This is a genomic window from Aquimarina gracilis (assembly GCF_035285365.1).
Taxonomy (GTDB): Bacteria; Bacteroidota; Bacteroidia; order Flavobacteriales; family Flavobacteriaceae; genus Aquimarina; species Aquimarina gracilis.
In genome coordinates this window covers 250,577-267,549 of record NZ_JAYKLX010000010.1, presented here as the reverse complement: position 1 = coordinate 267,549, position 16,973 = coordinate 250,577, and the positions used below count along the sequence as shown (strand labels likewise).

The following is a 16,973-nucleotide window of genomic DNA, read 5'->3' as shown; positions in this document are numbered from 1 at the left end:
ATTTATGATAATGAGATTCTGAAATGAATTCAGAATGACGCTTATTTACATTTTTTGGAAAGCGTCAAAGATAATCTTTTGATTCTTATTTGATAATCGTTATGGACGCACTTTTTTACCTAAAAAATACGACGCTAAAAGTAAAACCAGCGCTACCAAAGCGCCTCCCCATTCACCATCACCTGCTTGTTGATGCGCAAAAAAGGCCATTACAAAATTGAAGAAAAAACCGGCATAAGCCCACTCTTTAAGTAATTTCCACTTGTTTAATAAGATTACTGTAATGCCCAATAATTTTAAAATAGCCAAAGGATAAATTACATAACTAGGGTAGTTGAATGATGTAAAGGTTTTAACTATCTCTTCATGATTAAAAAAATACATACTTGCAGAAAATAACATTAATGCAGATAACAGTCCTGTGGCAATCCAATAAGCGATTTTCATATGTTCAAATTTTATAATTAATGTTCAAACTTACTTAATACAACATCCATAAATCGCTCTTCATATTCCTCCTTGCTTTCCCAATTATTATAATCGGGTTTTACCATTTTGTTTATAAATTCTTCTGCTTCAATCTTGCTTCTCATAGTACCTAATTGAGAAAGTACCCGATTATAATCGGGAGTACTGCCTTCGAACAGGTTTTTTATAAATGCCAATCGATCATTTAAACCAATATGAATATCTTTTTTTAACTGTTCATTTAACGATTTAGGTTTTTCTTCTGTATTTTCAGGATTTTCCCTATTGTATTGAGACGTTGCAAAAGAATTACTTTCTTCGGTAGTGGCCGAAGCGGGCACAAAAAGATCTTCGGTAACTCTTGCATTTATTTCTTCAATCACCAACTCTGGTTTGCTTTCAGTTTGCAAAGTTTCTTCAACCTTCTCTTCATATTTAATCTCTTTCTTCGTCGGTTTCAGAATCTCTGGTTTTTCTACTGGTACAGGTTCTTCTTTGGGTTCAATAATCGCCTTAATTTTTTCCTGCACTTTTTTCAAATCATCTGGACCTTCCTTTTCAAGAGCCGTGTGTACCTGACCAATAGTTGGTTGTGGTCCTGCAAAATGAGACGCTGTGAAATTAAGTATCGTAAGCTTTTCATATAACTGTCTTGCCTCTTCTTGTAATTGAGGTAATGAAGATTTGCCTTTTAATTGTAATATTCTATGAGCAATACTTATCAATTCCGCTTCCAATTTCTTCTTCATAACTTTCTTATTCGTTTGTAATACTGCTTTTTGTTTTTTAATAAATTTACCCCATCTTTAGCAAAAGGAGAAGGGACTTCTTTTAATTGATTCTGAAAAATACAAAATGTTTCTCGAAAATACAGTAAATCATAAGGAGCAATTTGGGTGGATAGAGGTAATCTGTGGTTCAATGTTTTCGGGGAAAACCGAAGAATTGATTCGTCGATTAAAGCGTGCACAATTTGCCAAACAAAAAGTAGAAATATTCAAGCCCGCCATCGATGTGCGGTATGATGATGAGATGGTAGTTTCGCATGACGCCAACGAAATTCGATCTACCCCTGTCCCTGCTGCTGCCAATATTCGGATTCTTGCCGATACTTGTGATGTGGTTGGGATCGATGAAGCTCAATTTTTTGATGACGAAATTGTAGCTGTTTGTAATGACCTTGCTAACAAAGGAATTAGGGTAATCGTGGCCGGATTGGATATGGATTTCAAAGGTAACCCCTTTGGTCCCATGCCAGCACTTATGGCTACCGCAGAATATGTGACCAAAGTACATGCCGTTTGCACTCGAACAGGAAACCTAGCGCAATTTAGCTATAGGAAATCCAGAAAAGATGACCTCGTTTTATTAGGTGAAACCGAAGAATATGAGCCTTTGAGTAGAGCAGCCTATTATAAAGCCATGCTCAAAGAAAAGGTTAACAAAATGGATGTTAAAGATCCTCAAGAAATATCTAAGAATTCTGATGAGTAGTACAAAAGAGACCGTATTAGAAATCAATCTAGCTCATCTTACCCATAATTTTAATTATCTCAAAAGTAAGATTGCAGATCATGTAAAGATGTTGGCAGTGGTAAAAGCTTCTGGTTACGGAAGTGACGCTGCGATTATAGCCAAACACCTCGAAAAAATTGGTGCTGATTATTTTGCCGTGGCATATGCCTCTGAAGGTGTTATTCTTCGTGAAGCAGGGGTAAAGATTCCTATTTTAGTATTGCACCCCCAACCAGTTAATTTTCCGAAGTTAATAGAATATAAATTAGAGCCTAGTCTATATAGTTCCAGAACATTGCGAGAATTTATTAAGATCGCATCCTTGTTGGGCGAACAAAATTATCCCATTCACATTAAATTTAATACAGGACTAAATCGTATTGGTTTTTGGGAAAATGATGTAGATTATATTATCAATCAACTTAATGCAACAAATACTGTAAAAATCGTTTCATTACTTTCGCATCTCGCAGCTAGTGAGGACCCAAATGAAAAGGAATTTACAATACATCAAATCAATTCCTTCAAAAAAACATCCAAAGAATTGATACAAAAATTGGGATACACTCCAATAATGCATCAATCAAACACTTCGGGTATTCTTAACTACCGCGAAGCGCATTTTGATATGGTCCGCACGGGTATTGGTCTTTATGGCTATGGTAATGACGCAAAATTTGACAAAGAATTAAAACCTGTTGCTTCTCTAAAATCAATTATTTCACAGATCCATAGGCTTGAACCAGGAGAATCGGTAGGATACAATCGTGCTTTTAAGGCAACCGATTTTATCAAAACTGCCACCGTTCCTATTGGCCACGCCGATGGAATCAGTAGACAATACGGTAATAAAAAGGGGTTTGTAATCATAAATAATCAACGGGCTTATATCCTTGGCAATGTCTGCATGGATATGATCATGGTAGATATCACGAATATTGATTGTAAAGAAGGAGATGAAGTCATTATTTTTGATGCAAATTCGAATGCAGCCAAAATAGCTGAATTCTCGGGTACAATTTCATATGAGCTTCTCACGGCGGTATCACCACGTGTAAAACGTACAGTTATCGAAGAAAATTGATTTTCATCGATAACTTAATTACATCTGCAATTATATTTTCTATCAAAGTCTCTAATTTTTTGTTAAATTAGACGTAAACTAATCATCTAAATATACATAGTATGGGATTTTTTAAAGATTTCAAATCCTTCTTAATGAAGGGAGATATTGTTAGCCTAGGTACCGCCGTGGTAATTGGTGGAGCTTTTAACAAAATTGTAGGTTCTTTTGTAGCAGATATTATTATGCCAGTAGTTGGTGTAATTACAGGTGGAACAGACTTTACGCAAAAGTTTATTGCTCTTGATGGAGGAGAATATGCCAATCTCGAAGCCGCTAAAGAAGCAGGAGCTGCAGCAATAACATATGGAAACCTTATACAAGCTACCATCGATTTTATTATTGTTGGTCTTTTCATTTTCATCTTATTAAAGAGCTATGAAAAAACTAAGAAAAAGGAAGAAGAAGCTCCTGCGGCACCAGCTGGACCTACTCAAGAAGAATTGTTGGCAGAAATTAGAGATTTGCTTAAGAAGCAATAATTTTAACTTATAGTGATTTATCTATAGCTACCGCTATACTATATATTCTAACTAAACCGTCCTACATTGGGCGGTTCTTTTTTACAGAAAGTTAAATATTTAACAAATATATATGAATTTTTACATTTTTTGTATAAACACTTGTCATATTGGAAATATTCCTCACATTTGCTGGAATTTAAAAGAGTTTATGCGATTTTTGCATACATGAAAATGAAAAAGTAAAATACATGAAAGTAGCTGTTGTAGGTGCTACCGGGCTGGTAGGAACCGTAATGTTAAAAGTATTAGAAGAAAGAAATTTTCCGGTTTCTGAACTGATTCCTGTTGCTTCAGAAAGATCTGTAGGGAAAAAGATTTCATATAAAGGAAATGACTATACCGTGGTTGGTCTTGCTACCGCAATAGAAATGAAGCCAGACGTTGCTTTGTTTTCCGCTGGTGGAAGTACCTCGCTTGAGTGGGCTCCAAAATTCGCTGAAGCTGGAATAACAGTTATTGATAATTCTTCGGCATGGAGAATGGACCCTTCAAAAAAACTTGTTGTACCAGAAATTAATGCAAAAGCACTTACCAAGGAAGATAAAATCATAGCAAACCCCAATTGCTCTACAATACAAATGGTTTTAGCACTCGGGCCATTACATGAAAAATATAAAATAAAACGTGTAGTTGTTTCTACATACCAGTCTATCACAGGAACTGGTGTAAAAGCAGTACAACAACTAGAAAATGAATATGCCGGCGAAAAGGGAGAAATGGCGTATCCGTACCCGATTCATCGAAATGCCATCCCGCATTGTGATGTTTTTCAAGAAAACGGATATACCAAAGAAGAGATGAAATTGGTAAATGAAACTCAAAAAATTCTTGATGATCGTACAATTGCAGTTACGGCTACCGCAATTCGCATTCCAGTGGTTGGAGGACATAGTGAAAGTGTAAATCTTGAGTTTGCCAGTGAATATGTTGAAAGTGATGTAAGAACTCTTTTAAATCAAATGCCAGGGGTAACGGTGCAGGATAATCCAGATACCAATACTTACCCAATGCCGATATATGCCGAAGGAAAAAATGATGTGTTTGTAGGTAGAATTCGAAGAGATCACTCTAGAGAAAATGCCCTCAATATGTGGATCGTGGCAGACAACCTGCGCAAAGGAGCCGCCACCAATGCTGTACAAATAGGAGAATATTTAGTAGAGCATAACCTTATAGGCTAACAACTATAAACTAAATAACCAGAACCCTTGTTATCTCTAATGATAGCAAGGGTTTTTTATTTCCATCCTTCTCTTTGCAAAACTAATTCTTGTAAGGTTATTATCCTTTTTCCCTCTAATACATTCAATGTAATCACAAAAAATAGAAATAATGAACAAGTTAATTTTAGTTTTAAGAATAATATTAGGTATAATTTTAATTGTTTTTGGAGTCAACAAGTTTATTAACTTTTTACCAGCAATCGAATTCGCAAATCCAGACGCAGGAACATTTTTTGGTGCGTTGGCAAGTAGTTATGTTTTAAAAACTGTTGGCCTTATCGAAGTAATAGCCGGATTTTTGCTGGTTATCAACAAGTCGGTACCATTTGCCTTGATTTTATTGGCTCCAATATCTGTCAATATTGTTTTGTTTCATCTAACTCTGGATCCTATGGGAATAGGACCTGCAATATTGGTCTTTCTTTTAAACACTTTCTTAATATTTAAACACTGGGATAGTTATAAAACACTTTTCTAAGTCCAAAATTTTTTGTTTCTTTCAGAAAATTCTGACTGTCCTTAGGTAATTATCCTACAAGTTTGTTACTAAACCCCAAAGTAACACGAAGAAAACCCCATTTTTTCTTCATTGGATATAAATAAGGGCAGTCTTTTTTATGCTTTATTTAGCATTTACCCTAACATCTTTTGATAGATTTGTGAAATATTCTAACGAGTAGTATTATGAAAAAAACGCTTTTGGGACTATGTATCATGTTCTTAATCATAGCCTGTAAAAATGAAACCAAAGAACAAACTAATAAAACTAACATTGCATTGAACTATCCAGAAACTAAAAAAGTTGATACTGTAGATACTTATTTTGGAACACAAGTAAAAGATCCTTATCGATGGTTAGAGGATGATCGAAGTGAAGAAACTGAACAATGGGTTACCACTCAAAATAAAACTACCTTTGGATATCTCGAAAAAATCCCTTTTAGATCACAATTAAAAGACCGTTTATCTAATCTATGGAATTATGAAAAAGTAAGTGCTCCCTTTAAAGAAGGTGATTACACTTATTTTTATAAAAATGACGGGCTTCAAAATCAATATGTACTCTATAGATTTAAGAATGAAGGAGATGAACCCAAGGTTTTTTTGGATCCAAATACATTTAGTGAAGATGGCACTACTTCTTTAGGGGGAATAAATTTTTCCAAAGATGGAAAATTAGTAGCCTATTCAATTTCTGAAGGTGGTAGCGATTGGCGAAAAGTAATTGTAAAAAATACTGAAACACAAGAAATTGTTGGGGACACTATTGTAGATGTAAAGTTTTCTGGTATGTCCTGGAAAGGGAATGATGGATTTTATTACTCTAGCTATGACAAGCCAAAAGGAAGCGAGCTTTCTGCCAAAACAGACCAACATAAAGTATATTACCATAAATTAGGAACTTCTCAGAAAGAGGATGTTCTAATCTTTGGTGGAACTGATGCAGAAAAACATCGTTACGTTTATGGTGGAGTAACTGAAGATAATCGCTATCTAATTATATCAGCCAGTACTTCTACATCAGGAAATAAATTATTCATAAAAGACTTATCAAACCCCAGTGGTAAGCTTATCACTATTCTAGATCATACAGACAGCGACACTTATATCATAGACAATGTTGGATCCAAACTGTATCTGGTTACTAATCTAGATGCTCCTAACCAAAAAATTGTTACTGTAGATGCGTCTAACCCTACTCCAGAAAATTGGAAAGATTTTATCCCAGAAACCGAAAACGTACTAAGCCCAGGAACCGGAGGAGGTTATTTCTTTGCAGAGTATATGGTTGATGCGGTATCCAAAGTTTTTCAATATGACTACGATGGAAAATTAATTCGAGAAGTTAGGCTTCCAGGTATTGGTAGTGCAAATGGTTTTTCGAGCAAAAAAGAAGAAAAAGAATTGTATTATTCTTTTGCTAATTATAAAACCCCAACGACAATTTATAAGCTAAATATTGCTGAAGGAGCTTCAGAATTATATAGTAAATCAAAAATAGATTTCAATCCTGATAATTATGAAAGTAAACAAGTATTCTATACTTCAAAAGACGGTACCAAAGTGCCGATGATCATCACTCATAAAAAAGGAATTGAACTTAATAGCAAAAACCCAACAATTCTTTATGGATATGGTGGTTTTAACATTAGTCTTACCCCGTCATTTAGCGTTGCAAATGCCGTATGGATGGAGCAAGGCGGTGTTTATGCAGTTCCTAATCTAAGGGGTGGAGGAGAATATGGTAAAAAATGGCATGTTGCCGGTACCAAAATGCAAAAACAAAATGTTTTCGACGATTTTATCGCTGCTGCAGAATTTCTTATTGAAAACAAATATACGTCCTCTGATTATCTTGCTATACGAGGAGGTTCTAACGGAGGCTTACTCGTAGGAGCAACAATGACACAACGACCAGATCTTATGAAGGTTGCATTACCCGCTGTTGGGGTACTTGATATGCTACGTTACCATACCTTTACTGCCGGTGCAGGATGGGCCTATGACTACGGAACATCTGAAGAAAGCAAAGAAATGTTTGATTATATAAAAGGATATTCTCCTGTACATAACGTAAAAGAAGGCGTACAATATCCAGCTACCCTGGTAACCACAGGTGATCATGATGATCGAGTAGTTCCGGCCCATTCGTTTAAATTTGCAGCAGAGCTACAGGCCAAGCAATCAGGTCAAAATCCGACTTTAATTCGAATAGAAACCAATGCCGGGCATGGTGCAGGAACACCAGTAAGCAAAACTATCGAACAATATGCCGATATCTTTGGGTTTACCCTATTTAATATGGGATATGAAGTATTACCAGAGAAAGTTAATACCGAAGTAAAAGGATAAATCTTTTCATCTAAAAAAATGAAGAATCCGTTTCTGTAAAAAGAGACGGATTTTTTTATTGAACTCATTAAAAGTTCAATATATTTGAGAAATGCTTACTGTAGATAATATATCTTTCGCCTATGACACAAAACCCGTTTTAAAAAACGTAAGTTTTACTATTGAAAAAGGGCAACATATTGCATTGATCGGTGCCAGTGGTTGTGGAAAAAGCACTTTGCTCAAAATTATCTATGGTTTGCTGCATATTGAACAAGGCGAGTTGTCTTGGGACAACAAAAAACTACTAGGACCTCTTTACAATTTAGTTCCAGGAGAAGAAAATATGAAATACCTTTCCCAGGGATTTGAACTCCAGGCGTATACTACAGTAACTGAAAACATTGGTCAGTATCTTTCCAATTTTGAACCCGAGTTAAAAAAGGGGCGAGTGCAAGAATTGCTCGAAATTGTTGAGATGGCTGATTTTGCCGATACCAAGGTCGAAAATCTAAGTGGTGGACAAAAACAAAGAGTAGCTCTTGCCAAAGCACTGGCCAAAAGACCGGAATTATTGTTACTAGACGAACCATTTCACAATATTGATAATTTCAGAAGAAGTTCTTTGCGGCGAAACCTCTTTAGATATCTAAAACGCAATAAAATCACAAGTATTACCGCAACTCACGACAAAACAGATATTCTTTCGTTTGCCGATGAGACTATTGTGATTAAACAAGGAGAGATTGTAACTCAACAAAAAACAGAACACCTCTATCAAAACCCTCCAGATTATTATATTGCTTCGCTCTTTGGTGAAGTAAACCAGATTAATCTTTCGGCATTAGGCTATGATGACCATCATGAGATCTTGGTCTATCCTCATGAGCTAAAAGTAGATCCTACTTCTTCAATAAAAGCACGGGTAAAAAATTCTTATTTCAACGGAGGTCATTATTTAATTGAGGCTGTTTTTGACAATACTATTATATTCTTTGATCACAATGCGAATTTAATAGCACCAGAGGTTGTGAACATTTCAATTTCTGATGAAATTATTCAAAAAAGACTAAAAAGTTAGCCTTCGAACTTTTCCAGACTCATCTTTTTTCCATCAAATACGGCATATGTATAATGAATGATCCAATCTCCCAAATTAGTATATCGGGAGTTGTCATTTAATTTGATTTCCATAGGCAAATGTCTATGTCCAAACACAAAATGATCTCTGTGCTTATCTTCTAGTTTTCTTTTGCAATATTGTACAAGCCATTCGTTTTCTTCGCCTAAAAATGTTACATCTTCATCTCCCGAAATCAGTTTATTTTTGACAGAGAGATACTGAGCTAATTTTACACCAAGATCCGGATGCAACCATCGATACAACCACTTTGCCAAAGGATTTGTAAATACTTTTTTCATGCGCTTATAACCTTTGTCACCGGGTCCCAGGCCATCACCATGGCCAATAAAAAAAGTAGTCTCGTTAAATATAAATTCTTTTGGCTTATGGTATACGGGAATATTAAGCTCTTCCTCAAAATAACCGTTCATCCAAAGGTCATGATTCCCTACAAAATAGTAGACAGGAATCCCTGAATCGGTAATTTCTGCAAGTTTCCCTAATGTTCTTGTAAATCCTTTGGGTACCACAGTCTTATATTCGAACCAGAAATCAAAAAGATCACCGAGTAAAAAAATTGCTGCAGCGTCTTTTTTAACCTCATCAAGCCATCTTACAAACTTCTGCTCCCTAGGAAAACTTTGCTCATTACTTGGAGCTCCCAGGTGATTATCACTGGCAAAATATATTTTTTTCCCTTCAGGAAGGTTCATAAATTTCTGTTTAATGTAAATATAAGAAAAGCATTATAAGGTTACTATTGGTTGTCTGAAGCATACCACTCTGCATATGCAGTTTCTGTTTCCTGAAGTTTTAGTGAATGTAGTTCAATAGTATCGGGAAGTCTCTTTTTTATCCTTTCAGCAAAATCGATTACCATATTCTCACTGGTTGGCTGGTAATCTACCAAAATCACGTCATGTCCTCTAGTTTCTAATTCTCTAGCCAACTCTAGATGGGGCGTGTTTTTATTAAATATTGTGGCATGATCGAAGACATCCTCAATATCTTCTTTTACGATTTTTTTCAGGTCTCCAAAATCGATTACCATACCCCATTTTACATTGGATGTATCTGTGATCGGATTTCCAATCACGGTAACGCTTAATTTATAACTATGCCCATGTACATTTCTACATTTCCCGTCGTAACCATATAAGGCATGGGCAGTCTCAAAAGAAAATCGTTTGGTGATGCGAATCTTACTCATCCTTCTACTTTATAATTTTTTGCAAAGTTACACAAAGATTACATTCTATTTACTTCAAAATCTGTAATAAGCTGCTATGACCCAAATATCGATACGTTTTTATGCACACCTATTCATCTTTCTATTCTAATATTGCTTTAAAAAGTTGATCTCTGGCAGGTGCAATACCTTTGTGCAAAGGGCTCTCGGTAACGGTACCTAAATTTATTCCCACAAACATGTATACCCCTTTGTCAGGAAAATATCTTAGTTCTGATCCTGCACCAATACCGCCCCCTGTATGTCCGTATGACTTAAAACCATTGATACTACTATAGGCAATACCCAATCCATATGCTGGTGTACCATCTTTTCTCTTTGCCCATTGTAACATTTCTTGTAAAGTAGTTTTGTTTATTAATTTACCTTCCATCAATCCTTTAAGGAATATTATAGCTTCAACAGGAGTAGTCACAATACCATCATCTCCCACCATATTGGCTACATTGTTTTGCTGTATTTTTGAAACATTTTCTATAATACCCTGGCTATGGCGATCCCAATAAGCAGAAACCAATTGATCATTACCAAGTTGATTAACTACAAGAGGATAGTAGGTATGCTCAAGTTGCAAAGGCCTAAAAACAACTTCTCGAATAAATGCAGTATGATCTCCTGTAATTTTGTTTACTATTATCGCCAGCAATACATAGTTTGTATTTCGATAAGAGTATTTACTTCCTACAGGAAAATCGAGTGGTTTGCCATGTATGTATTTTATGTAATCTTCAGGTTCAAAAATATGTTCTGGATCTTGAAATAGTTTGGTTATATAATTGGGATTAAAATTATACTCTGCAAGACCTGAAGTATGATTTAAAAGCATACGAACACTTATTTTGTCAGATTTAGCGAGATGATTACTAATAGAAGAAGGTAAATATTTTGTGATAGGGTCATCTAGGTCTATTTTTCCCTGTTCATATAATTTCAAAACTGCTACTGCCATGTACGTTTTAGCAATACTTTGTAGATATTGTAAATGACAGAATTGCACAGGTGTTTTTTCCTCAATATTTGCCAATCCAGAGTTAGCCATAAACCAACCCTCTTCTGAAAGAACAGCTAAACTTGTACCGGGAATTCCTTCTTTTACAAGCAAATCTAATGCCATTTGTACAGCTTCTTTTTTTGAATAATTATGGTTGAGTTCTGGTGGGTTTTCGCAGTAATTAGGGCTTTGTGCATATATAGAGATTACTAAAAAATATAAAGCGGAAAAAAAAATACGATTTTGATACATTTTCATAGGATATTGATTGTGGATATTAAAGCTATTGGTCTTCAAAATGAATTCTGCTACCTAGTTGTATTAAGGTATATGGTACTACAGGAATACTCTTATTATAACTACTTGCCACAAGAAATTGATAACTCGCAAATGGTGAGACATATGTTTCTTCATTTTCGTTTTCATATCCTACCGACAGACCAATTGGTATTATGAACATGCCTTTGGCTTTTTTACCTACCGAAATCCATTCACTGTTATTTTGTATATATGATTCTGAAGGCCTTTTGGACAAAAGATATCCCGCTCCTAGTTTTAGTTCTGTGTAGCCATTTGAACCTATTGCGGGTCGCCAAACGGCTTGCGAATACACCATGAGACCATTCCCCATGTTTTTGTTTCGATACCATAAAAGATGAAGCTGCTGTACACCACTTGATTTCTTGTTATAACTAACTTCAGTTCCTATTCCTATTCCAATATTTGAAAAATTAGATTTAATATTCTTAAAAGGCATAGAAAAAGAGTGAAACTGAAGCGTAATAATCAAAGGAAAATTGCGATAACTTTGTGTGGAATCACCTTGAGAATATCCTGCACACAGTACACAACATAGTAACCCGATAATAATATGTTTATTTTTCATACTGAGATTTTTAGATCTCAGATAAAATTATCAGAAGTAATCGTTGTAAAATGTGTGTTTCATTCACTTTTCCGGTGAATGGTATTGATTTTACATTTTAAATGTTATGAATTTGGCCAAAACCAACTTTTAAACGCTGGAGCTTTTGCTCGGCTAACAGGAATTTCATTTGGAATTGATGAATATGGTAAATTTAAAAACACCAAAAGTTTCCCATTTTCAACTCGTTTAAACCCGTTCATTAAATTGCGATGAACAAGATATTTACGATTAAGTCTAAAGTAAAAATCTGTAGGGAGTTTTTCTTCTATTTTGTCAAGTGAAGTGTCTAGATAATAGGTGTTACCATTAGCATGACAAGCTATTACATAGTCAGAATCCACGTAAAAACCAACGAGTTCATCATAAGAAAATTTTAAATCTTTTTTACCAACACGTATCACAAAGCCTTCAATTTTAATTTGTTTTTCTTGCGTTATCTCAGCTTCAGTTCGTTGCCATTTTTTATAATAATAGAGCATAATATAAATGGCATTAATCACAAAGAACCAAATGCTAATAATAAAAAGATCGTGGGTATAAAAACTTGAAGGAGCCATTCTTCCTCTGGCAATAAGACTTATTATTTCTGTAAAGGCACTTATTATAAAAAGTCCAATTAGGGTTGTTAAAAGAAACTGAATGATGATACGTTTCGGAATTCCTTTACTATAAGGTAAGCTTTTATCAAGATACAGAATAGCTTTACGAGCCCCTAACCAACCCACGTATCCTGTTAAGGTATCTAAAGTAAAGGTAAGCGCTAAAAAACCGTTGAGTTTTATGTTGGTATAGGTTAGATAATAGTTAAAGGCACTGATAAAAGGAATCAGTATAAGAAATAATGGAATATCAGGGTAATATCGCGAATCTTTTCTTAGAAATAACATGGCTCATTTAAAACTAAAGTATACTTTTTATAAATCGTAAAACTTGTTGTTATATGCTAATCATTGAGTCTAAAAAGGTACCATGTTTATGCAGCGTGAGCAAATTTATTTTTTGAATTTTGCCAGAGCATTTTTTGTGAATTCAGACAATACTAGTTCTCCAGAAATGGTTGCTCGCTCCAACAAAAGTTCTCCCCAATGATCTGTACCTTGCCATGTTGCCTTTTTCATTTGTTGTAATGCTTTTGGATTGTAGCCTGCCAGTTTTTCTGCAAAAAACGCTACCTCTTTATCCAGTTCTTCAATAGTTGGAAATACTCGTGTATAAAGCCCTTTTTCCTTTGCCCAATACGCGTTTTTCCACTGTGATGCATCCCACGCCAACGATTCAAAAGCTGCCAATCCAATCTTTCTAGATACAGCTGGTTCTATTACAAAAGGACCGATACCTATACTTAATTCACTTAACTTAACAGAAGCCGCCTCGGTAGCCAGGCAATAATCACAAGCCGAAGCCAAACCTACACCGCCACCCACTGTTTTGCCCTGTATTCTTCCAATAACTGGTTTTGTACAATTTCGCATTGCATTGATTACATTGGCAAAGCCCGAAAAGAACTTTTTACCTTCTTTATGGTTAGCTATTGAAAGTAGCTCATCAAAAGAAGCTCCTGCACAAAAGGCACGATCACCTTCTGATTTTAAAATGATAACATGCACAGAGTTATCAACAGATAATTTAACAAATGCTTTTGTTAAACGATCTAATAATTCTGAAGGAAATGAATTACTAGCAGGATGCCCAAACTCTATAGTTGCAACATTATTTTGAGTATTTACATATAAACTTCCGTTGGTTCTTAATGTCATTATTATTGATTTTTCCGCATAAAAATAGTTAATATCTTAATTAATGTTTATTTCTAGATCCTAATTTGTTCATTTTATGTTAAAAACTAATAATAACTACTAAGTCTATTTTATATGATAACCAACGAACTTGGTTTATATTTAACATATGTTAGAACAATTCTTCGAAAAACACAGATTAAAAATTGGGGTGCTTTTAATGGTTTTTTATACCATGCTTATTCTATTTGTTTTATAATAGAAATAATTAATAGCTCTTAAAACAACTGCCCAAATTTGCTTATAAATACGTGGTTATACGTATTTTATAATGTCTTAACACCTTTTATCTTTGAAATATGGTTAAAAGAATTTTTGAAAAATATCGATTAGAAATTATCATGGGTTCTTTGTATTTGTTAACCCTTTTGATAACTGTAAAAGCACTAACGAGATAAAGCTAAGGAAACGTATTTTTGTTTGAACTTAATTACCAGGGAAATACCTCTTATAAACATCCAAACTGAAATAGCGATCCAAACTCCGTGCAATTGCCAATTAAAATAACGAGCAATTAATAATGTGGGTAAAAATCCTAAGAATGTTGATCCCAAAAGGACATTGCGCAGATACCCTGTTTCTCCCAATCCCTTGAAAATACCGTCACCAACAAATGCAAGAGCATTAATGGGCAACATAATAACAACAATAAAAAAGAAACCTGTAAAGACTTTTAATACTTCAGGATCTTTAGAAAAAATAAGTCCCAGCGTTTCAGAAAAAAACAACCCTATACCCGCTAGCATGCATGCAACAATGACCCCGTATAGTGTCACTTTTTTAGACATTGCCACCAAAGTAGTATACTCCTTTGCACCTAATAATCTTCCTCCCAAAATATTTCCTGCTCCTCCATATCCATCAATAAAAAATGCAAAAAATAACCATAACTGTATGGCGATACTATGAGCTGCAATATAATTTGTCCCCAAGCTTGTAGCCTCTCGTACCGCTAGCATTAACGTAGTATTAAGTGCCAAAGATCGAATAAAAAGATTTCCGCTCATTACTAAAAATCGTTTCATTTCTGGGTGCCACATTTCTTTAAGACGAAGAGATACATCTGTTTTTTTGAGTAATAGAATCAACGATAATATGGCCATTATAACCTGAGAAATGAGACTTGCCCAGGCAGCACCTTCTAAATTCATCGGATCGACAACTCCTTTTATTCCATAGACAAGAGCAAAATCAAGAGCGATATTTGCAAAAACACCTATCAAAGCAATTATCATGGGCCAAAATGTGTTTTGCAGTCCTCTAAAAATTCCGAAAATGGCAAACACAAAAAGTGATAATGGAAACCCCCATACTCGAATACTATAATATGATATACAATACTCTAGAACCTGGCCTTCGGCTTTTAGTAACATAAAGATTTCCTTGATAAAAGGTACCGTAGCGATAAGAATAGTAATACTCAATCCAATGTTAAAAAGAATAGCTTGCGCTGGTAATGTTTTGATTTCGTCCAATTTTCCCGCACCTAAATATTGAGAAATGATGGCCGATATAGCGGCTCTTGTTTGTGCCAAAACCCAAATAAGCATCGACAAAAACGAACCTACAATCCCAACAGCTGCTAGAGATTCTGTTCCGATAATTGGAATATTACCCACCACAGCCGTATCGGTTGCCGATAATATAGGTTCGGCAATCCCAGAAATGATTGCAGGAACCGCCAGGCGGTTTATATTTTTAAAACTTATAATACTACTCATAAAACAAGCTCATAGCAATAAAAAGGATCCTTACTTTGTTTTGGAAAATATATGCTTCCAAGCCTTTTGTATCCCCTGGTTTCATAAAATTTTTGATTGCGTTTATTTTAACTAAAAGTATCCAACCGAACCGAAGCATATTGATTATTTCTTGCATGATTTTCTGCAAAATTCATTAATTGCTGCGCATATCCCTGCCCCCAATATTCAGGATCCACTGCCAAACGGTGTACATAAAGATTATTCTTGTTTTCGGTTAACCATTTTACTGGTATATATTCTTCGTCTACAATTTCTGTAAGTACAATAATACCTTTTATTTTAACCTCATCAAGCACGAATAATTCCCGTAGTTCTATATCTTTTTGAAAACGATCTAATGTAGGATAATGTTCGTTCCATTGATAAATCCCTTTTGCGATCATAGCTGCACCACAAGCCTTTGTTAATTTATGGACAGATGATATGTCTGAAAACAACGCTTTTCTAATCATACTTTTTTGCAAAGGCCAAAAATACTAACTTTATGAAGCAGAAAATAATCTCTGAATACATTAGGTTATATATTTAATGAAACTTTAAGATATAGGGACCCTTTATCTTTTCATGTATTTTAATTACCAATTGGTATAAAATCGTAATTTTGCTGACTACATCACAAATCAAATTAACGGAATGAAGAATATACTTGTTCCTTTGGGATTATCAGAAAACTCAATTACTTTAAATAGGGTCGAATATGCTATAAACTTGGCCAAAGAACTCGGAGGAACAGTTTATGTCACTCAGGTTTTCAAGGAGCTGCCAAGGTCCGGCAGCCTCCCAACGGTTAATAAAACTCTAAAACAAATAACGGCCTCTTCTATTGAAGAGCAATTATCTGAATTGGATAAAAAAGGAGTAGAAGTAGTAGCGCTGCCACTAGAAGGAGAGTTATTAGAAGCTATCCCAAAATTTAATTTGGAAAACGCTATCAATTTAATCGTTCTGGGTCCAGAAAATGGTGGTATAAAAGATCCATATTTTCTTGGTGAAACCTCTGGAAGCTTAGTAAAGAAGACAGAGATACCCATATTAATAGTTCCCGAAAACTATAGATTTGCACCTATAAATAAGGTTCTCATGGCTATTAAATCGGGCAGCATAAAAAAGAAAAATGCTTTGGCTCCCATAAAAGAAATTTTGACTACATTTGGTGCTCAAATGAAGTTGCTACAGGTAAAAACTACCGATTTTTTGCCAGGAGATTCTGAAATTCAAAAAGATTTAGAAACTATAATTTCGTCTTATAAATCTTCAGAGAATGCTACTTTGTTTCAGGGAGTTCTAGAACACCTTAATGCAAATCATCCGGATTTGTTATGTGTTTTCAGACGTAAACGTGGTTTTTTTGCCAAACTTTGGGAAGAGAATACGATTCTTAAAAGAGATTTTGAAAGTAGGATTCCGCTACTTATATTGCGAGGATCTGATTAAAAAA

18 protein-coding genes are annotated in these 16,973 nt (G+C 34.9%); 8 read left to right on the top strand and 10 right to left on the bottom strand.

Features of this window, described 5'->3' with window-relative positions; translation table 11 throughout:
* Window positions 1-99 precede the first annotated feature (99 nt).
* Window positions 100-447, bottom strand: coding sequence for a DoxX family protein (locus tag U6A24_RS20685; protein ID WP_324181921.1), 348 nt, complete (start codon window positions 445-447; stop codon window positions 100-102).
* A gap of 17 nt (window positions 448-464) precedes the next feature.
* Window positions 465-1,217: a hypothetical protein gene (locus U6A24_RS20680; RefSeq protein ID WP_324181920.1), complete on the bottom strand. Its 753-nt coding sequence runs from the start codon at window positions 1,215-1,217 to the stop codon at window positions 465-467.
* A 106-nt stretch (window positions 1,218-1,323) separates the two neighbouring features.
* On the opposite strand from U6A24_RS20680, the gene U6A24_RS20675 reads away from it, so the two are divergent.
* From U6A24_RS20675 to U6A24_RS20645, 7 genes are all read left to right on the top strand, one after another.
* Window positions 1,324-1,962, top strand: coding sequence for a thymidine kinase (locus U6A24_RS20675; RefSeq protein ID WP_324181919.1), 639 nt, complete (start codon window positions 1,324-1,326; stop codon window positions 1,960-1,962).
* Window positions 1,955-3,067: an alanine racemase gene (gene alr, locus U6A24_RS20670; RefSeq protein ID WP_324181918.1), complete on the top strand. Its 1,113-nt coding sequence runs from the start codon at window positions 1,955-1,957 to the stop codon at window positions 3,065-3,067. The genes U6A24_RS20675 and alr overlap by 8 nt, the downstream gene beginning before the upstream one ends.
* 101 nt (window positions 3,068-3,168) lie before the next feature.
* Window positions 3,169-3,588 (top strand): large conductance mechanosensitive channel protein MscL, encoded by a 420-nt coding sequence (mscL, locus tag U6A24_RS20665; protein ID WP_324181917.1) that lies wholly within the window; start codon window positions 3,169-3,171, stop codon window positions 3,586-3,588.
* Window positions 3,589-3,818: 230 nt separating this feature from the next.
* Window positions 3,819-4,811: an aspartate-semialdehyde dehydrogenase gene (locus tag U6A24_RS20660; RefSeq protein WP_324181916.1), complete on the top strand. Its 993-nt coding sequence runs from the start codon at window positions 3,819-3,821 to the stop codon at window positions 4,809-4,811.
* Window positions 4,812-4,962: 151 nt separating this feature from the next.
* Window positions 4,963-5,331, top strand: a complete 369-nt coding sequence (locus U6A24_RS20655) for a DoxX family membrane protein (RefSeq protein WP_324181915.1) — start codon at window positions 4,963-4,965, stop codon at window positions 5,329-5,331.
* A 206-nt stretch (window positions 5,332-5,537) separates the two neighbouring features.
* Window positions 5,538-7,706, top strand: coding sequence for a prolyl oligopeptidase family serine peptidase (locus U6A24_RS20650; protein WP_324181914.1), 2,169 nt, complete (start codon window positions 5,538-5,540; stop codon window positions 7,704-7,706).
* A 91-nt stretch (window positions 7,707-7,797) separates the two neighbouring features.
* A complete protein-coding gene (locus U6A24_RS20645) occupies window positions 7,798-8,766 on the top strand; it encodes an ABC transporter ATP-binding protein (RefSeq protein ID WP_324181913.1) in 969 nt (322 codons plus the stop codon).
* Here U6A24_RS20645 and U6A24_RS20640 read toward each other — a convergent pair.
* The 8 genes from U6A24_RS20640 to U6A24_RS20605 all read right to left on the bottom strand — a co-directional run bounded on the left by U6A24_RS20640 (window position 8,763) and on the right by U6A24_RS20605 (window position 15,987).
* On the bottom strand, window positions 8,763-9,521 hold the full coding sequence (locus U6A24_RS20640; RefSeq protein ID WP_324181912.1) for a UDP-2,3-diacylglucosamine diphosphatase: 759 nt from the start codon (window positions 9,519-9,521) through the stop codon (window positions 8,763-8,765). The genes U6A24_RS20645 and U6A24_RS20640 overlap by 4 nt on opposite strands.
* 44 nt (window positions 9,522-9,565) lie before the next feature.
* Window positions 9,566-10,018, bottom strand: a complete 453-nt coding sequence (locus U6A24_RS20635; protein ID WP_324181911.1) for a 6-pyruvoyl trahydropterin synthase family protein — start codon at window positions 10,016-10,018, stop codon at window positions 9,566-9,568.
* A 121-nt stretch (window positions 10,019-10,139) separates the two neighbouring features.
* Entirely contained in the window at window positions 10,140-11,171 is a 1,032-nt protein-coding gene (locus tag U6A24_RS20630; RefSeq protein ID WP_324181910.1) for a serine hydrolase domain-containing protein, read from the bottom strand.
* Window positions 11,172-11,331: 160 nt separating this feature from the next.
* Entirely contained in the window at window positions 11,332-11,934 is a 603-nt protein-coding gene (locus tag U6A24_RS20625) for a hypothetical protein (RefSeq protein WP_324181909.1), read from the bottom strand.
* Window positions 11,935-12,038: 104 nt separating this feature from the next.
* Window positions 12,039-12,863, bottom strand: a complete 825-nt coding sequence (locus tag U6A24_RS20620; protein ID WP_324181908.1) for a LytR/AlgR family response regulator transcription factor — start codon at window positions 12,861-12,863, stop codon at window positions 12,039-12,041.
* 105 nt (window positions 12,864-12,968) lie between these two features.
* On the bottom strand, window positions 12,969-13,736 hold the full coding sequence (locus U6A24_RS20615; RefSeq protein ID WP_324181939.1) for an enoyl-CoA hydratase/isomerase family protein: 768 nt from the start codon (window positions 13,734-13,736) through the stop codon (window positions 12,969-12,971).
* Window positions 13,737-14,158: 422 nt separating this feature from the next.
* The gene (locus U6A24_RS20610) at window positions 14,159-15,493 is read right to left on the bottom strand and encodes an MATE family efflux transporter (protein WP_324181907.1); all 1,335 of its coding nucleotides are present in this window, start codon (window positions 15,491-15,493) and stop codon (window positions 14,159-14,161) included.
* Window positions 15,494-15,600: 107 nt separating this feature from the next.
* Complete coding sequence (locus U6A24_RS20605) at window positions 15,601-15,987, bottom strand: GNAT family N-acetyltransferase (protein ID WP_324181906.1); 387 nt, start codon at window positions 15,985-15,987, stop codon at window positions 15,601-15,603.
* 181 nt (window positions 15,988-16,168) lie between these two features.
* On the opposite strand from U6A24_RS20605, the gene U6A24_RS20600 reads away from it, so the two are divergent.
* Window positions 16,169-16,969 (top strand): universal stress protein, encoded by an 801-nt coding sequence (locus U6A24_RS20600; protein ID WP_324181905.1) that lies wholly within the window; start codon window positions 16,169-16,171, stop codon window positions 16,967-16,969.
* The last annotated feature ends 4 nt before the right edge of the window (window positions 16,970-16,973 follow it).